The sequence below is a fragment of the Rhizobium sp. BT03 genome (assembly GCF_030053155.1).
GTDB lineage: Bacteria > Pseudomonadota > Alphaproteobacteria > Rhizobiales > Rhizobiaceae > Rhizobium.
The window spans coordinates 216,250-231,114 of sequence record NZ_CP125642.1; the positions used below are offsets into that span (position 1 = coordinate 216,250).

Sequence of the window (14,865 nt, forward strand, 5' to 3'; positions counted from 1 at the left end):
GATGAGACAGGGCGCGCGCATCTCCGTTCATCTTCTGGCCACCGCGTTCGGTATCGGGCTTGCCGCCGCCTTGGCCACGCCGGGCCGCGCCGAGGTCTACAAGGATTTCCGGGCGACGCTGAATTCGATGCTGGCCGGCATTGTCGGCGCGCCGGAACGTTCGCCGCGCGATCTCGTCATCAACGGCCAGCCGCTCGAATTCACGCCCTACCAGAGCGATCGCAGCATTTCCGACATCACCGACGAATGGCTGCGGGTGCTGGCCGTCAATACCCGTCCTGCCCTGCCGAAAAGCAATGACAGGCAGGAGCTGACGGCCGTCATCGCCGCCAACATGCTGATCGTCCCGAAGGTAAGCCGCATCCGCGACGACCTTGCCGTGGTGGTTCGTTTCTTCGACGGCGACGGCGAGGCGGCGCTCGATTATCTCCGACGGCAGGACCCGGAAAATTCCTCGACGAGAGCGCCGATCCCGGGTGTCTCGATCATGATCCGCCGCCCCGCCGATGCGCCGGTGACCGAGGTGCTGATGAGCCGCTTCGAGGACGTGGCGTCGTCGCTGCCGGCCTTTGCGGCGCCCGCCGATGTCAGCAAGCTGCCGCAGTCGCTGCGCCCGCCGGCCGGCGTCGAGGTGCTGAGCGATATCGGCGACCGCGACAAGGGCCATACCTCGCGCACGGTCGTCTCGAAAGGCTCGCTGTCGGCCGTGCGCTGGTCGGATGCGCGCGCCGAGCTTCTCACCCGTGATGGTTTCACCATCGAGGCGCCGCCGGCTGAGCGCGGCGGGGTCACTGCCCTTTACGGCCGGCGCGGCAGCGTCGAGGCCAATGTTCTCTACACCAGCAGCAAGAGCGACGGCCGGACCGTCGAGGTCATTCAAATCAGGCAACCCTTCGTCGAAGGAATAACACCATGAACTGGAAGCTCATCGCGGCCGTCATCGTCGGGCTGATCACCGGCGTTCTGCTCTACTTCTGGACCGAGAGCGTCAAGAACGAGCAGGTGGCCTATGCCTTCATGCGGCTCCAGCCCGACCGGAAGGTGACGCGCGGTCAGGCGATCACATCAGATATGCTTGCCGAACCGGTCATGCTGCCGGAAAGCTTCGGGGCGCTCGCCAAGCTCGCCGTGCCTGCGGCCAGCGCCTATCAGGAATGGCTGAAGGACAGGACGGCCGCGGCCGACATTCCGGCCGGCTCGGTGCTGCTCTTCCAGTATTTCGACGATAATGACGGCGGCCGCCTGACGACGATGATCGCGCCCGGCAAACGGGCGCTCACCCTTCCCGTCAACGCCGCTGCCGCCGTCGGCCACTTCGTCGAGCCCGGCAGCTATGTCGATATTATCGGCACCGTCGATGAGCCGGTCGAACCGGTGGCGCCTGCCGCCGCGGCGCAGCCGGGAACCCCCGGCCAGGCACCGGCCGTTCCCGGACAAGCGCCTGCCGTGGCCGGCCAGCCGCCGGCTCCGGCCCAGCCCGCCTCGCCGGTCGAGCAGATGCTGAAGAACTATCTCACCCAATATCCGGGCGCCGACGAGAATGACGTCAATGCCTACCGCAAGCAGGCGCAGGATTATAAACTCGGAATCAGCTCGCGCACCCGCGTCGTCACCCGCACCTTCCTGCAGAATGTCAAAGTGCTCGCCGTCGGCGCGGCGACGACGGCTGAGGGCGCCATCACCAAGGCCAACAGCACCTACAATAACGTGACCGTTGAGGTGACGCCGTCGGAGGCCGAAATGCTGATTTTCGCGCTCGGCCAGTCGAACGGCAGCCTGAACATGGTGCTGCGCAATCCGGCCGACAATAGCGTCGAGGAACTGCCGAGCATCAACTGGACGCGCATGTGACGGTCGCTGGGGAGTGAGCCATGCTGTTGAAGATTTCCTATGAGGATGGCAGCGGCCGGGAGGTAATCCCGCTTTCGGCGAACGAGACCTATTTCGTCGGCGAAAGCAGCACGCTGACGCTGCCGGCCGGCGCCGGCGTCGTGCGGCTGCGCGGCAGCCACGTTTCTTCGCCGCAATTCGTGCTGCGCAAATCCGGCCAGGGCTGGTCGGTGCAGCATCACGGCCGCAACCCGACCCGTGTCGACGACCAGCCGCTGCGGGCCGGTACGCCGGTTGCGGTTTCGGCCGGCATGTCGATCTGGGTGCCGAACGTCACGATCGAACTGGTCGAACCGGCCGCGGCGGCCGAAGCGGTGACGCAGTTTCCGGACCAGGAGCGGGTGCTGGCGTTGCAGATGGAGATACATGAGCGGCTGCTAAAAGACACGCAATATGACCGTCTGGTCAAATCCTCCGATTTCGGCCGCGAGGACACGCGAAACCGCATCCGCGAACGGCTCGACATGTTCATCAAGGAGGCGCTCGACGGTGCGCCGCAGGATCTCGTCATCCTCGTCATCAAGAACGCCGTCTATCGCTGGCTGGCAAAACGCATTGCCCGCACCGGCCGGCGCGATGCCTCGTCGACGGCCGCCAGCCTGTTGCGCGAGGAGCAGGACAATCGCCGCCTGTTCGATGTCGGCAAGGCGCTGATCTCGGCGCTGCAGCTGAAGCTGAATTTCGAATCCACCCGCGCCGACTTCGCCCAGCTCGACACGCGGTTCAGCGCTGCCTTCCAGTCCCGGCAGGCGCTCTTCAATGCCGGCGACCGTTACGAGATCGCCCATATGCATCTGCGCTCCAATATCGAGGAGCTGATGTATCGCTGGGGCACGATCTCGGAGCTGATGGATCTCGACGTCATCTCGGAAATCATGGTGACGCGCTACGACGAGATCTATGTCGAAAAATTCGGCCTGCTGGAGCGCTATCCGTTCGCCTTCGCCAATGAGCGGCAGCTGATGAAGGTGATCGAGCGCATCGCCGTCGATTCCAACCGCTCGATCAACGAGAGCGAGGCTATGGCCGACTTCCGCATGCCCGACGGCTCGCGCGTCAATGCCGTGATCCCGCCGCTGGCGGTCAAGGGCGCTTGTCTCACCATCCGCAAATTCGGCGGCAAGTCGCGGCTCGACATCTCCAAGCTGGTGACGGCAGGCGCGCTCAGCGAACCGATGCGCGCCTTCCTCGAAGCGGCGGTGCGGGCCCGCAAGAACATCGTCGTCTCCGGCGGCACCGGCTCCGGCAAGACGACGCTGTTGAACAGCCTGTCGCAGTTCATCCCGATCGGCGAGCGCGTCGTTGCCGTCGAGGATACGTCGGAACTGCAGCTCGACGGCATCCATGTCGTCTACTTGCAATCGCGGCCGAAAACGGCGGAGTCCGAAACCAGCGTCACCATCCGTGATCTGGTGCGCAACGCGCTGCGCATGCGCCCCGACCGCATCATCGTCGGCGAGTGCCGCGGCGCCGAGGCAATCGACATGCTGCAGGCGATGAATACCGGCCATGCCGGCTCGATGACGACGGCGCATGCCAATACGCCGCAGGACATGATGACCCGCCTTGAGGTGATGGTGCTGCAGGGCCAGAGCTCGCTGCCTGTCATGGCGATCCGCCAGCAGATCGTCGCCGCCGTCGAGCTCGTCGTGCAGCTCAACCGCCTGGAAAGCGGCCGGCGCGCCGTGACCGAAATATCCGAGGTGATCGGCATCGATCCGGATACCGGCCTCGTCATCGTCGAGCCGATCTTCCATCTCGTCGGCCGCGCCGGCGGCCAGGCGGTGCATGCCTTCACCGGCTACCTGCCGAGTTTCGTCGCCGAACTCGTCGAGTTCGGAGAAGACGGTGAAATCGAAAAACTCGACATGTTCGTTTGAGGGAAAAACCATGGATATCAGCATTCTGCAGATTTTTACGGTCGCCCTCGGGGCGGTGACGGCGGGGCTGCTCGTCTGGGGCGCGCCGGTGCGCTGGCCGGCGCCGCTGCTGCGCGCCACCGAACGCGATATCGCGCTCGCCAGCGAAGCGGCGCAGGTCTTCGGGCGCGATGCCGTTCCGCCCTATACGATGATTCTGGCCTACGGCATCACGGCGATCGTCGTCTTCGTGCTGATCTCGCTGATCTTCGGGCCGATCTTCGGCATCGTCATCGCCATTCCCGTCGCCTTCTTCCTGCCCAAGGCGGTCATCCGCTATTTCCTGCAGCGGCGCTGGCTGCAGATCGAATCGCAGCTTCCCTATGCCGTCGACCAGATCGTCTCGGCGGTGCGCACCGGCAAGCCGCTCGCCGTCGCCGTCAATGCGGTGGCCGACACCGGCCAGATGCCGGCCTCGCGCGAGTTCGAGCGCATCGCCCGCGAACAGAAGCTCGGCATCGGCCTGGTCGAGGCGCTCGACCGCCACGGCCGCACCGTGCCGAGCCTGCATTTCAAGATGGTCGATGCCGCCCTCGGCCTCTTCGCCCGCCAGGGTGGCGATATTTCCGAGCCGCTGACAGAAATGTCGAAATCCTTCAAGGAAATCTGGAAGCTCGATCAGAAGATCACCACCTCGTCGTCGCAGGCGCGCATGAATTTCCGCGTCGTCAACGGCGGCGCGCTGTTCATGATCCTGATGATCTTCTTCGGCCAGCCGGAGCTGATCGACAAGGTGTTCGGCAACGCCATCGGCATCGTCATCGCCATCGTCGGCGCCATTCTCTACGCCACCGGTTTCTTCTGGATGCGCTCGATGATGAAGGTGTCGGTCTGATGTCTCAGATACCCCTCGCTCCGATCGCCGTCGTTCTTGCCGGCATCACCGCCGCCCTCTTCGTCTGGTGGATCGGCGATCTGCTCGGCAGCATCCAGGTGGTGCGCCGCTCCGCCGGCGGCGACGGGCCGCCGCCGAATATCGTCGACAGCATCGGCATGCGCACGCCGGTCGAATTCGTGCTGCTGCATTTCGAGCCGTGGCTCGCCGATTACGGCGCGCAGCTTGAGCAGAAGCTGATCTATGGCGGCCGGCCCTTCGGCGGCGTCACCGGGCGCGAATATATCGCGCTGCTGCTCGTCATGAGCCTGTTCGGCTTCGTCCTGCTCGGGGTGCTGTTCGGCATTGCCAGCGGCAGCATCATCGGCGGCCTGGTCGCCGGTCTGATCCTCGGGCTGATCCCCGCCATCTATTTCTGGGTGGTCGCCGACGACAAGATGCAGGACCGCAAGGAGCGCATTTCGCGCGAATTCCCCTATTTCCTCGACCTCGTCGTCATGACCCAGCAGGCGCAGGCGACCCTGCCGGAAAGCCTCAGGCTCTATGCCGAGGCCGCCCCCGGCACCGTGATGAGCGAGGAGATCGACCAGACGCTGAAGGACGTGGCGCTCGGCACCGGCATGGTCGAGGCGCTGCAGCGCCTGGAGCGCAGGATGACCGCCGAGGAGGTTATCCGCGTCATCCGTGCGGTGATCCAGGGCGAGGTCGAGGGCAGCAACCGTGTCGAGCTGCTGCGCGAACATGCGCGCGACCTGCGTTTCCGCCGCTGGGAAAAAGCCGACCGGGCCAGTGAAAAGCTGAAGGCCAAGATCGTCATGCCGGCGATGATGATCGTCGTGTCGATCCTGCTTCTGGTGCTGGCGCCGGCAATTGTCGAGATGATGTCGAGTGGGATGTTCTGATCATGGCCTTTTCCTTCTTTCGCGGAAACAAACCCAGCCTGCTGCAGACCGGCCCCGGCGGCCAGAGCCGCAGCCATGCGCTCGACCGGCCCGAAATGTCGATCGGGCGGGCTTCGAACGCCGATATCGTCGTCGACGATCCCTTCCTGGCGCCGATCCATGCGCGCATCGAAAAACAGGGCGACGGCGGCTTCATCATCCGCCGCATGGGGCTGAACCCGATCATGCTGCGCGGCGAAGCACTGCTGCAGACGGCCTCGCTGAAATCAGGCGACAGTTTTCGTCTGGGCAAGGACGTCGAATTCCAGTTCGTCGTCAAGGCGCCCGCCAAGGAGGCGCCGAAGAAGGAGGTGTCCAAGACGGGAGACGACAAGCCGCAGAAGCCTCTCTTCAAGCAGCCGGCGTTTCTCGCCGGCATGGGGCTCGCCTATCTCGCCATTGTCGGCATCATCGGTTACGTCATCCTGTCGGACAGCGGCAGCACCGAGGGCGGCCCGACGGCCGAGCGCATCAACGCCGAGGCCGCCCGCATCCCGACCTGCATCAAGAATGCGCGGCGCATGCGCCAGGTCTCCGAAGCCAGCTTCAACGGCGCCGTCGGCGGCCGCGTCGGCCGCGATGGCGATGCCACCTATGCCGCCCTTGCGCTCAGCGCCGAACCCGCCGACGAGGTCGCACTGGCAAAGGCCGCCGAACCGATCGTCGAGGCCTACAAACGCACGGCGCTTGCCGCCCTTGCCTCGGAAAACCGCGGCAACAACACGCTGGCGCAGACGCTCTACCAGCAGACCTACGACCTCGTGCCCGACGTCAACTGCTCGGCGGCGCGGTTCGCGCTGCAGCGTCGGGCGGCCGTGAAGCCGCCGGCAAGGCGGTGATGGCTGGCGGTGCAGGGCTGATATTAGCCTCACTCGGCAATGGAATGAGCGAAGGGCGATAGTGAAAGTGCGGCCCCCTCATCCGACCCTGCGGGCCACCGACCGGGGTTGAGCCACGGGTCTCAACCCGTCCTTCGGACCCCCGCTGGGGAGAAGAGGGAGATTGCCGCTTCGCCAACGACTCCATTGGATGGAGTGCCTTTGGACAGGTGGGTTCGTTTGGGCAGTGTTGGTGCGCCTTGCTCCCTCTTCTCCCCAGGGGGGCGAATTCTGAGGCAACGCCGCGGCAAAGATCTCGGTGGCATTTTTTTCATGGACGTCCGCTTCTGGCGCAAAGCCGGCAACGATTGGGTTTGCTGCGCCTGATGTCGGCACACCCGCCCCGTCCTTCGAGGCCCCTGCGGGGCGCCTCAGGATGAGGCTCTCTTGGACCCCGGCGCTGCATTCTCCGACGCCCGTGATTTGCATAGGGCATCGCAAGCGCCTGTTGTTGGGGCGCGGCGTCCTCCAACGTCCCTCATGCTCAGCGCAGCCCGAAGGGCGAAGCCTCGAAGTGCGCCGCAGCGCTGCTTCTTGCATGTATCAACGCCTGCGCACCCGCCTCGTCCTTCGAGGCCCCTGCGGGGCGCCTCAGGATGAGGCTCTCTTGGACCCCTGCGGGGCACCTTAGATGAGGCTCTCTTGAACCCCGGCGCTGTGTTTCCGACCCCCGTGATTTGTGGAATATCTGGCATCCGCCTGCCGACCCTGTCATAAATTGATGTCATCGAGGGAGGCAGGATGATGCAGAAGAATGCGCCGGACTTCAGCCTTGAGGGCAAGGTGACTTTGGTGACGGGAGCGAGCCGTGGCATCGGCCGGGCTTGCGCGCTTGCCTGTGCCGCCGCAGGTTCCGATATTGTCTTGGGGGTGCGCGATGTCGCAGCATCGGCGGGACTGGTTGCCGAACTCGAGGGGCTGGGAAGAAAAATCCTCGCTGTTGAACTGGATCTTCCCAACAAGGCCCATATCGCCCAAGCTGTCGATGCGGCGCTGGCGACGTTCGGCCGGATCGACGTCCTCGTCAACAATGTCGGCGTGGCTCCCGGCAATCTCGCAGAACTCGTTGAGGAGAAGGACCTTGACGAGATCCTCGATGTCAACATCAAGGGCACCTTTCTGATGACGCAGGCAGTCGGGCGTCACATGATCCAGCGCAATGGCGGCCGGATCATCAACATCAGCTCGCAGGCCGGCACCGTGGCGCTACGCGGTGAAGCCATCTATTGCATGAGCAAGGCGGCAATCAATCACCTCACGCGCTGCCTTGCCGCTGAATGGGCACGCTATAATGTCACCGTCAACACCGTATCGCCGACCTTCATTCACACCGATGGCACGGCACCGTTTCTCTCCGATGCCGGCAATCGCAAAGCGACGCTCGATCACATTCCACTCGGCCGGATCGGCGAAACCGATGATGTGGTGGGCGCTGTCGTCTTCCTGGCATCGCCGGCTGCGGGCCTGATCACCGGCGCCAACCTGCTGGTGGACGGTGGATGGTCCGTCGCCTGACGACCGCCTCATCCCTCCGCGTTCGTTCCGCCGCCGAGCCTCCCACAGACGATGCAAGATGGCCGATTACGCCGCTGCCGAGCTGCCGATCGCCTGCCTGAGCTGGCGTATGTCGCGCACCGGGGGTACGCCGAATTGCCGGAGATATTCGCGACTGAATTGCGAGGCGCTTTCGTAACCGACTGCGAAGGCGACGTCTGAGGCGGTTCGGTCACCGGAGAGCAGCAGTTGTCGCGCCTCCTGCAATCGAAGCTGCTTCTGATACTGGATCGGGCTCAGCCCTGTCAGCGCCACGAAGTGGCGGTGCAGGCTGGCGCGGCTCATGCCGCTTGCGTCGCAGAGGGCTTCGATCCGCAGCCGCGTATTGTGGTGATCGCGAATCCATTCGACCGCACGCCGGATCCGGCCGAGCGCGCCCTCGGGCCGGGCGATATGGCGCAGCAGGCGTCCCTGCGGGCCTTGCAGGAGACGATAAAGCAATTCGCGTTCCGCCATCGGCGCCAGGACCGGAATGTCGGCCGGCGTGTCGAGCAACGCCAGCAGGCGCAGCAGCGTGTCGCGCAGCGGCGGGGTCATCGGATTGATCGCGATCCCGATGCCGGGCGCATCGGCGTCGCGCACCGGCGGCATGGTGGACGCGATCTCGGCCAGCAGTGCGGGGTCGAGAACGAGCGACACCGCGATATAGGGCCGGCCGCCATCGGCATCGTGGATCTGGCCGCTCAGCGGCAGATCCAGCGCGCTGACGAGATACTGCGAGGAGTCGTAGCGCAACAGATTGTCGTGGATCGCCACATCCTTCGACCCCTGCAGGATGAAGCAGATCATCGAGCGGTACAGGCACGGCGACGTGCCTGATGTCGCCTGCCCCACGCCGATCTCCAGTCGCCGGATCGGCGTAACGGTCATCCCCGATCGCGCGTGGCGCAGGGCGAGGTCGATATGCGGCTGGAGATGCTCGGTCATCAGCCTTCTATGACACCGTTTTTCGAACAAGCAAAGAGCCTGAGACAATCAGGCAATAGATTGAGAGCATTGGGCGGGCGGGCGCGGGCCGCCGGGCTTATCTGGTTGGCATCGGAACGACGCCGCAGCGGTGCGGCACTCCGGCGAGATCACTCCAGGAAGGACAGACCATGACCAAAAAGATCGCACTCATCACCGGCGCCAGCCGCGGCCTCGGCCGCAGCATGGCGCTGCATCTCGCCAAGCGCGGCGTCGCCATCATCGGCACCTATCGCAGCGGCGCGGCAGAGGCCGATACGCTGCGCCAGGAGATCGAGGCGCTGGGCGGCAAGGCCGCGATGATCGCGCTCGACGTCAGCAATTCGGCGAGCTTCCCGGCATTTGCCGAGACGGTGGCCGACATGCTGAAGACCCGGTTCGGTCGCGAGCAGTTCGACTTCCTGGTCAACAATGCCGGCCAGGGCCTGTACGCGCTGATGACCGACGCGACCGAGGAACAGTTTGACCAGCTGATCGACACGCATCTGCGCGGCCCGGTCTTCCTGACGCAGAAGCTGCTGCCGCTGATCGCCGATGGCGGGCGCATCCTGAACGTCTCGTCCGGCTTCGTGCGTGTGACGATGGCGGGCTACGGCCTCTATGCGGCGGCGAAGGCGGCGATCCAGACGCTGACCAAGTTCATGGCGGTCGAGCTGGGGGCGCGGCAGATCCGCGTGAACACGATCGCGCCGGGGGCTATCGCGACCGACTTCGGCGGCGGCGTGGTTCGCGACGATGCGAATGTGAACGCTTATGTCGCCGGGACCATCGCGCTCGGCCGTGTCGGCGAGCCCGACGACATCGGCGGCGCGGTCGCGGCCATCCTGTCCGATGACATGGGCTGGGCGAACGGCACGACCTTCGACATCTCGGGCGGCCAGGCGATCTGACCGTTGCGCCGCTCCTCCATCCGGAATTTCCGTCACATCGAGAGGCCATCATGCCCGACCCCAGCCTGACACTCATCAGCCACCCGCTCTGCCCGTTCGTTCAACGCGCCGCGATCGTCCTTCTCGAGAAGAACGTGCTGTTCGAGCGGATCAACGTCGACCTCTCGGCCAAGCCCGACTGGTTTCTGGCGTTGTCGCCGACCGGCAAGGTTCCGCTGCTCAAGGTGCACCAGACCGACGAGGAGGACGCCATCCTCTTCGAAAGCATGGTGATCTGCGAGTATCTGGAGGAAACGCAGGGCGGCGCGGCGATGTATCCCGACGATGCGCTGCTGCGCGCCCGGCAGCGCGCGTGGATCGAGTTCGCCACGCAGACGCTGGCCGATGGCTGGCAGTTTCTCAACGCCACCGATCCGGCGACAGCGGACGCCAAGCGGGCCGCGTTTCGCGACCGGCTCCGGAAGCTGGAGGCGGAGCTCGGATCGGGGCCGTATTTCGCCGGTGCCGCCTTCGGCATGGTCGATGCGGTCTACGCCCCGCTCTTCCGCTATTTCGCGATCATCGACCCCGCCGTGTCGCAGGCGATCTTCGAAGGCTTCCCGCGTGTCTCGGCGTGGCGGGCGGCGCTGGCGGTGCGCGCCAGCGTGGGGAATGCGGTGATCGAGAACTATGCCGAACGCTTCCGCGCGCATCTGCGCCAGCATCAGGCTCTCCTCGCGGCCTGACGCCGGCCGCAGGGGCGAGCACCCGAACATCATTCAAACAAAGGAGTAACATCATGACCGACCACCTATCCCACGAAGCCGGCGCCAGGAGCGCGCTGATCCTCATCGAATACCAGAACGACTGGCTGGCCCCCACCGGCGGCATCAACGGCCAGTTCCAGGACCGCGAGCAGATCGACACCGCGATCGTCAATTCGAAGACGATCCTCGAACAAGCCCGGCGCCGCAACATCGAGGTCATCCACGTCAGGATGGTGCTTGAACCGAACTACCGGGTGCTGGGCGAAGGGAAGTACGGGCTGCGCAAGATGGTGCGCGACTATGGCTCGTTCCTCGGCGAGCAGACCGATTTCTTCCCTGGGTTCGAGCCTCGCGACGGCGAATATGTCATCAGCGAGCGCACCGGCGGCGGCAGCGCCTTTGCCGCCACCACGCTCGACAGCTATCTGCGCAACAACCGGATCTTCGACATCTACGTCATGGGCTTCGCCCTGCGGCAGTGCGTCGAATCGACCGTGCGCAACGCCCACGACCTCGGCTATCACACCAACGTCATCTACGATGCGTCGGCGGCCTTCACCAGGGAACAGCAGACCTCGTTCCTGAGCGACATCGCACCTTTCTACGCAAATGCGATCACGACGCAGGCATTCATGACGCAGGCTTAAGCCGTTGCGATGCCGAGCTCCACCGAGGTGGCGCCGGGCATAGTTCTCCCGGCCAGCCACCGCTGTTGCACGTCGCCGGCCCGGTGGCGCGCGCGGCCGGCGCTCACACCCTGTGTGCGCTCGATCAATGCGCGGCGGGTATCCGGATCGCGCCGCCGAAAGAAAAGGTGGCGCGCGCGGCCTCCGGCAGTTTCGCCGACATCCTTATCCTCGGTTTCGATGTTTCGGCGGAGAAGAGGGCGGCGCGGGACTTTCTCACGAGGTACGCCGGTTTACTCCGGTTTAATCTGATCGCGGCGGGCGCCTATATGTGAGATATTGAATATGCGGCAGATCACCCGATCTGCCCGATAGTTGAGGGAGGATGTCCTATGCCACTGTTCATAATCACAGGGTGCTATTCAGCCACGGCAGCGAAGGGAATGATCGCCGATCCATCGGACCGGGAAGCGGCGGCCCGTGCCATCATGGAAGCAGCAGGCGGGAAACAGCATTCTTTCTACGTCACGACCGGGGAAACTGACTGGATGATAGTCGCGGAATTTCCCGACGGTGTTGACCTGATCCCCGCACTTCTTGTCGTCGGCGCATCGGGAGCAGTATCGAATATCAAAACCGTGCGAGCATACACGGGGGCGGAATTCAAGGCCGCCCAAGAAAAGGCGGGCAAAATCGCATCTGCCTACAAAGCCCCTGCAAAATAAGAAGACCACTCGTTGGATCATTTCTGGCAGCGGATGTGCGATCCGCTGCCAGTCGTAGTTGACAAAAATCCCGCTGCCATCCCAGTAGATCAGCTTCATCCGATCTGCCTTGCGAGACCGGAACACGAACACCGGTCGAATCTAGAAATGATGCCGCCCGGTGTGTGCCGCATACCGCTTTCCCGTTCCGCTCCCAACCCTTCGGATCGCTCACGGCAATTCGGCGGTAACCCGGAACATGCCGCCGCGGACATTCTTCAGCAATAACTTCCTGCCGACACGGTCTCGAAGGCAAGGACCGGCGAAACCAGGCAGAAGCCGCGCCGATAGCGCTTCGAGATCGGCAAGGATCGGCTTGTAGGCGATGACTGCGGCCTCATAGGCATCCGCGCTGTAACGGCCATTGGCCGACCGGGCGGAGCTACCCAAACCGTCCCACCAGGAAATCTATCACCGTCCGCAGCATCGCTGTCGGCCGGCGGTTCGGCGCGTAGACGAGAGACATCGGAACAGGCTTGTAGGACCATTCCGGCAGCACCTGCTCAAGCCGTCCTTCGGCGATATCGGCGGCGAGCAGCAATTCCGGCTGAAGCACAATCCCCGCGCCGCTGAGCGCTGCCATGCGCAGTGCCGCGCCCTGGTTGGTGGAGAATTTTCCGGAGATCGACACATCCCGCATTTCGCCTGCCGGTCCGACCAGGTGCCAGCGATCCTGCATGCGCCAATAGGAGTGGCCGAGGCAGAGATGTTTGGTCAGAGCCTCCGGCGAGGCCGGCCGGCCATGGCGGGCGAGATAGTCCGGCGAGGCAGCGAGAATCCGCCGGTAGGGCGTCAGCGGGCGGGCGACCAGGCTGTCGTCGGAGAGCCGGCCGATGTGGATGCCGAGCTCGAAGCCCTCGCCGACGAGGTCATGGACATTGTTGTCGAGCGATAGCTCGACGCTGACCTCAGGATAGGCGTTCTGGTAATCGATCAGCGCCGACACCAGGATCTGCGTTCCGAAGCTGACGGGTGCCACCAGCCGAAGCCGGCCGCGCGGCGCCGATTGCAGCTCGCTCGCCGAAGCCTCGGCCAGCGCTACTTCGGAAAGCGCCCGTTTGCAGCGCTCGTAATAGAGCTGGCCGACTTCTGTCAGCTGATGGCGTCGCGTGGTGCGATGGATCAGTTTCGCCCCGAGCCGGGTCTCGATGGTCTTGATGTGCTTGGCGACCATCGCAGGCGACACTTGCGCGATCTCGGCGGCCGCCGCGAAACTGCCGTTGTCGATGACCCGGACGAACATCGCCATGCCGGCCAGCTTGTCCATGATTGCCTACCTGTTGGTTTCGAATGACGATACCGGGAGCTTATTTATCAACCTCATTATTTACAACATAGTCGTCACGTCCGAGCCAAGGCGACGGACATTGCCAACATGACCAAGGAGAAAACATGCCTATTCTTCACCTGCAGATGCATCCCGGCCGCACCGACGATCAGAAACGCGCCTTCGCCCGCGAGGCGACCAAGGCCGCCGTCGAAACGCTGGCGTGCCCGCCGGAATCGGTGGAAATCCTGATAACGGAGATCGCCAAGGATTCCTGGGCGGTCGGTGGCAAGCTGAAATCCGAGGCTTGAGGGAGGGCCCGCAGGCGATGGAAGCAGCGAAGGGCGATAGTGAAAGTCGCGCGGCGTGGCCCTCATCCGACCCTTCGGGCCCCCCGGGGTTGAGCCACGGGTCTCAAGCCGTCCTTCGGACCCCCGCTGGGGAGAAGGGGTGCCCAATCCTTGATGGGTAAGTCGGGCCGAGTTTGCGAGAAGCCAACCCCACTCTCCGTCGTCCTCGGCCTTGAGCCGAGGACCCACGCCGGCGACTGCTGGCGGATGCGGTGTGGATGCTCGGCTCAAGGCCGAGCACGACGGAGGGTGGGGCTTAAGTCGCTGGAGATAGCTCACCTGAGCGCAAGCGAAGGGCGATAAGTGAAAGGCGTGCCGTGTGGCCCCCTCATCCGCCCTACGGGCACCTTCTCCCCGCTGGGGAGAAGAGGGGAGCGAGCCGCGTCGATACTGCCAAACGAACCCACCTACCCAAAGGTACTTCAACCAATTGGATCAATGACGAAGCGGCGTTCTCCCTCTTCTCCCCAGCGGGGAGAAGGTGGCCCGAAGGGTCGGATGAGGGGGCCGCAGGCACGGAACCAACGACGATTAGTCTATCCATGGACGTCCGCTTCTGGCGCGACGCGGCGAGCAGCCTTGTCGCCTTTTGGCCCGAAGCGGTCATCGACCCTCGCAAAAGTCGACCGCAAAACTTCGACTTATGCGAGGGAGTTTTCCGACGGAATTTTTCTAAAGTTTTGAGGGAAGCGGGAGTGCTGCGTTGTGCATGGCCTTCAGGTTTTCGCCTTTTCATAGGCCATGAGCAGATCGGTGACGAGAACGCCATTGATCCGCATCCCAGTCAAATCGGCATCCGTAATGTCTGAATCTGCCAACGTGACACCGCTTATGGTCAATCGCGACAGGTTTGCATTCGTGATGGCGGCGCCAGACAGATTGACGTTGTTAAAGCGCGCATCCGCAAGGCTGATATCGTCAAAAACCGCTTCGCTTAAATTGCTGTCAGTGAATTTTGCCTTGGTCAAAACAGCGTAGAACTGTGCGTCTGCGAGGTTTACACCATCGAAATTGGCGCCTGACATATCGGCCCGCTCGTAATGCATGCCCTGTATCTGAGGGCCATCAAATGGGTTATGTTCTTGCTGATCGCTCATTATCGTTTCCTCCGGCAATCCTGCTTGCCACGGAAAGGATGCCAGATTGCGCAATCATTTACGACCGTCGAACCTGAATCGAAACGAGCCCACGCCAATTCTGGCCGTGCCGTTTGTTGCGAAAATCCCGGCAAAGGCGACA

At 63.7% G+C, this 14,865-nt stretch carries 17 protein-coding genes; 13 read left to right on the top strand and 4 right to left on the bottom strand.

Annotated elements, in window-relative coordinates; all coding sequences use genetic code 11:
• Position 1 precedes the first annotated feature (1 nt).
• The 7 genes from QMO80_RS25785 to QMO80_RS25815 all read left to right on the top strand — a co-directional run bounded on the left by QMO80_RS25785 (position 2) and on the right by QMO80_RS25815 (position 7,978).
• A complete protein-coding gene (locus tag QMO80_RS25785; protein WP_283201162.1) occupies positions 2 to 916 on the top strand; it encodes a hypothetical protein in 915 nt (304 codons plus the stop codon).
• Entirely contained in the window at positions 913 to 1,851 is a 939-nt protein-coding gene (locus QMO80_RS25790; RefSeq protein WP_283201163.1) for a Flp pilus assembly protein CpaB, read from the top strand. The genes QMO80_RS25785 and QMO80_RS25790 overlap by 4 nt, the downstream gene beginning before the upstream one ends.
• A 20-nt stretch (positions 1,852 to 1,871) precedes the next feature.
• On the top strand, positions 1,872 to 3,770 hold the full coding sequence (locus QMO80_RS25795) for an ATPase, T2SS/T4P/T4SS family (protein ID WP_283201164.1): 1,899 nt from the start codon (positions 1,872 to 1,874) through the stop codon (positions 3,768 to 3,770).
• Between the two features lie 10 nt (positions 3,771 to 3,780).
• Positions 3,781 to 4,644 (top strand): type II secretion system F family protein, encoded by an 864-nt coding sequence (locus tag QMO80_RS25800; RefSeq protein ID WP_283201165.1) that lies wholly within the window; start codon positions 3,781 to 3,783, stop codon positions 4,642 to 4,644.
• The gene (locus tag QMO80_RS25805; RefSeq protein ID WP_283201166.1) at positions 4,644 to 5,546 is read left to right on the top strand and encodes a type II secretion system F family protein; all 903 of its coding nucleotides are present in this window, start codon (positions 4,644 to 4,646) and stop codon (positions 5,544 to 5,546) included. Before QMO80_RS25800 ends, QMO80_RS25805 begins: the two co-directional genes overlap by 1 nt.
• Before the next feature lie 2 nt (positions 5,547 to 5,548).
• Positions 5,549 to 6,424 carry an FHA domain-containing protein gene (locus QMO80_RS25810; protein WP_283201167.1) on the top strand — a complete coding sequence of 292 codons (876 nt, stop codon included), beginning with the start codon at positions 5,549 to 5,551 and terminating at the stop codon, positions 6,422 to 6,424.
• Between the two features lie 783 nt (positions 6,425 to 7,207).
• Positions 7,208 to 7,978: an SDR family NAD(P)-dependent oxidoreductase gene (locus QMO80_RS25815; protein ID WP_283201225.1), complete on the top strand. Its 771-nt coding sequence runs from the start codon at positions 7,208 to 7,210 to the stop codon at positions 7,976 to 7,978.
• 66 nt (positions 7,979 to 8,044) lie between these two features.
• Here QMO80_RS25815 and QMO80_RS25820 read toward each other — a convergent pair whose 3' ends face one another.
• A complete protein-coding gene (locus QMO80_RS25820; protein WP_283201168.1) occupies positions 8,045 to 8,944 on the bottom strand; it encodes an AraC family transcriptional regulator in 900 nt (299 codons plus the stop codon).
• Between the two features lie 170 nt (positions 8,945 to 9,114).
• Between QMO80_RS25820 and QMO80_RS25825 the strand changes: the two genes are divergently transcribed.
• From QMO80_RS25825 to QMO80_RS25845, 5 genes are all read left to right on the top strand, one after another.
• A complete protein-coding gene (locus tag QMO80_RS25825) occupies positions 9,115 to 9,873 on the top strand; it encodes an SDR family NAD(P)-dependent oxidoreductase (RefSeq protein ID WP_283201169.1) in 759 nt (252 codons plus the stop codon).
• A 50-nt stretch (positions 9,874 to 9,923) separates the two neighbouring features.
• Positions 9,924 to 10,598, top strand: coding sequence for a glutathione S-transferase family protein (locus QMO80_RS25830; protein ID WP_283201170.1), 675 nt, complete (start codon positions 9,924 to 9,926; stop codon positions 10,596 to 10,598).
• A 53-nt stretch (positions 10,599 to 10,651) separates the two neighbouring features.
• On the top strand, positions 10,652 to 11,266 hold the full coding sequence (locus QMO80_RS25835) for a cysteine hydrolase (protein ID WP_283201171.1): 615 nt from the start codon (positions 10,652 to 10,654) through the stop codon (positions 11,264 to 11,266).
• A 65-nt stretch (positions 11,267 to 11,331) separates the two neighbouring features.
• A complete protein-coding gene (locus tag QMO80_RS25840; protein WP_283201172.1) occupies positions 11,332 to 11,580 on the top strand; it encodes a hypothetical protein in 249 nt (82 codons plus the stop codon).
• Positions 11,581 to 11,637: 57 nt separating this feature from the next.
• Positions 11,638 to 11,970 (top strand): GYD domain-containing protein, encoded by a 333-nt coding sequence (locus QMO80_RS25845; RefSeq protein WP_071091803.1) that lies wholly within the window; start codon positions 11,638 to 11,640, stop codon positions 11,968 to 11,970.
• Between the two features lie 210 nt (positions 11,971 to 12,180).
• On the opposite strand, the gene QMO80_RS25850 is transcribed toward QMO80_RS25845, so the two are convergent.
• Both QMO80_RS25850 and QMO80_RS25855 read right to left on the bottom strand, forming a co-directional pair.
• A complete protein-coding gene (locus tag QMO80_RS25850) occupies positions 12,181 to 12,399 on the bottom strand; it encodes a hypothetical protein (protein WP_283201173.1) in 219 nt (72 codons plus the stop codon).
• Entirely contained in the window at positions 12,392 to 13,276 is an 885-nt protein-coding gene (locus QMO80_RS25855; RefSeq protein WP_283201174.1) for a LysR family transcriptional regulator, read from the bottom strand. Before QMO80_RS25855 ends, QMO80_RS25850 begins: the two co-directional genes overlap by 8 nt.
• A gap of 125 nt (positions 13,277 to 13,401) precedes the next feature.
• Here QMO80_RS25855 and QMO80_RS25860 point away from each other — a divergent pair, with 125 nt between their 5' ends.
• Positions 13,402 to 13,587: a 4-oxalocrotonate tautomerase gene (locus QMO80_RS25860; RefSeq protein ID WP_003594927.1), complete on the top strand. Its 186-nt coding sequence runs from the start codon at positions 13,402 to 13,404 to the stop codon at positions 13,585 to 13,587.
• A 755-nt stretch (positions 13,588 to 14,342) separates the two neighbouring features.
• Here QMO80_RS25860 and QMO80_RS25865 read toward each other — a convergent pair.
• Positions 14,343 to 14,723: a pentapeptide repeat-containing protein gene (locus QMO80_RS25865; protein WP_283201175.1), complete on the bottom strand. Its 381-nt coding sequence runs from the start codon at positions 14,721 to 14,723 to the stop codon at positions 14,343 to 14,345.
• Positions 14,724 to 14,865: the final 142 nt, after the last annotated feature.

Coding starts and splice junctions, on each gene's coding strand:
- QMO80_RS25785 (WP_283201162.1), top strand. CDS start 2: ATGAGACAGGGCGCGCGCATCTCCGTTCATCTTCTGGCCACCGCGTTC.
- QMO80_RS25790 (WP_283201163.1), top strand. CDS start 913: ATGAACTGGAAGCTCATCGCGGCCGTCATCGTCGGGCTGATCACCGGC.
- QMO80_RS25795 (WP_283201164.1), top strand. CDS start 1,872: ATGCTGTTGAAGATTTCCTATGAGGATGGCAGCGGCCGGGAGGTAATC.
- QMO80_RS25800 (WP_283201165.1), top strand. CDS start 3,781: ATGGATATCAGCATTCTGCAGATTTTTACGGTCGCCCTCGGGGCGGTG.
- QMO80_RS25805 (WP_283201166.1), top strand. CDS start 4,644: ATGTCTCAGATACCCCTCGCTCCGATCGCCGTCGTTCTTGCCGGCATC.
- QMO80_RS25810 (WP_283201167.1), top strand. CDS start 5,549: ATGGCCTTTTCCTTCTTTCGCGGAAACAAACCCAGCCTGCTGCAGACC.
- QMO80_RS25815 (WP_283201225.1), top strand. CDS start 7,208: ATGCAGAAGAATGCGCCGGACTTCAGCCTTGAGGGCAAGGTGACTTTG.
- QMO80_RS25820 (WP_283201168.1), bottom strand. CDS start 8,944: ATGACCGAGCATCTCCAGCCGCATATCGACCTCGCCCTGCGCCACGCG.
- QMO80_RS25825 (WP_283201169.1), top strand. CDS start 9,115: ATGACCAAAAAGATCGCACTCATCACCGGCGCCAGCCGCGGCCTCGGC.
- QMO80_RS25830 (WP_283201170.1), top strand. CDS start 9,924: ATGCCCGACCCCAGCCTGACACTCATCAGCCACCCGCTCTGCCCGTTC.
- QMO80_RS25835 (WP_283201171.1), top strand. CDS start 10,652: ATGACCGACCACCTATCCCACGAAGCCGGCGCCAGGAGCGCGCTGATC.
- QMO80_RS25845 (WP_071091803.1), top strand. CDS start 11,638: ATGCCACTGTTCATAATCACAGGGTGCTATTCAGCCACGGCAGCGAAG.
- QMO80_RS25855 (WP_283201174.1), bottom strand. CDS start 13,276: ATGGACAAGCTGGCCGGCATGGCGATGTTCGTCCGGGTCATCGACAAC.
- QMO80_RS25860 (WP_003594927.1), top strand. CDS start 13,402: ATGCCTATTCTTCACCTGCAGATGCATCCCGGCCGCACCGACGATCAG.
- QMO80_RS25865 (WP_283201175.1), bottom strand. CDS start 14,723: ATGAGCGATCAGCAAGAACATAACCCATTTGATGGCCCTCAGATACAG.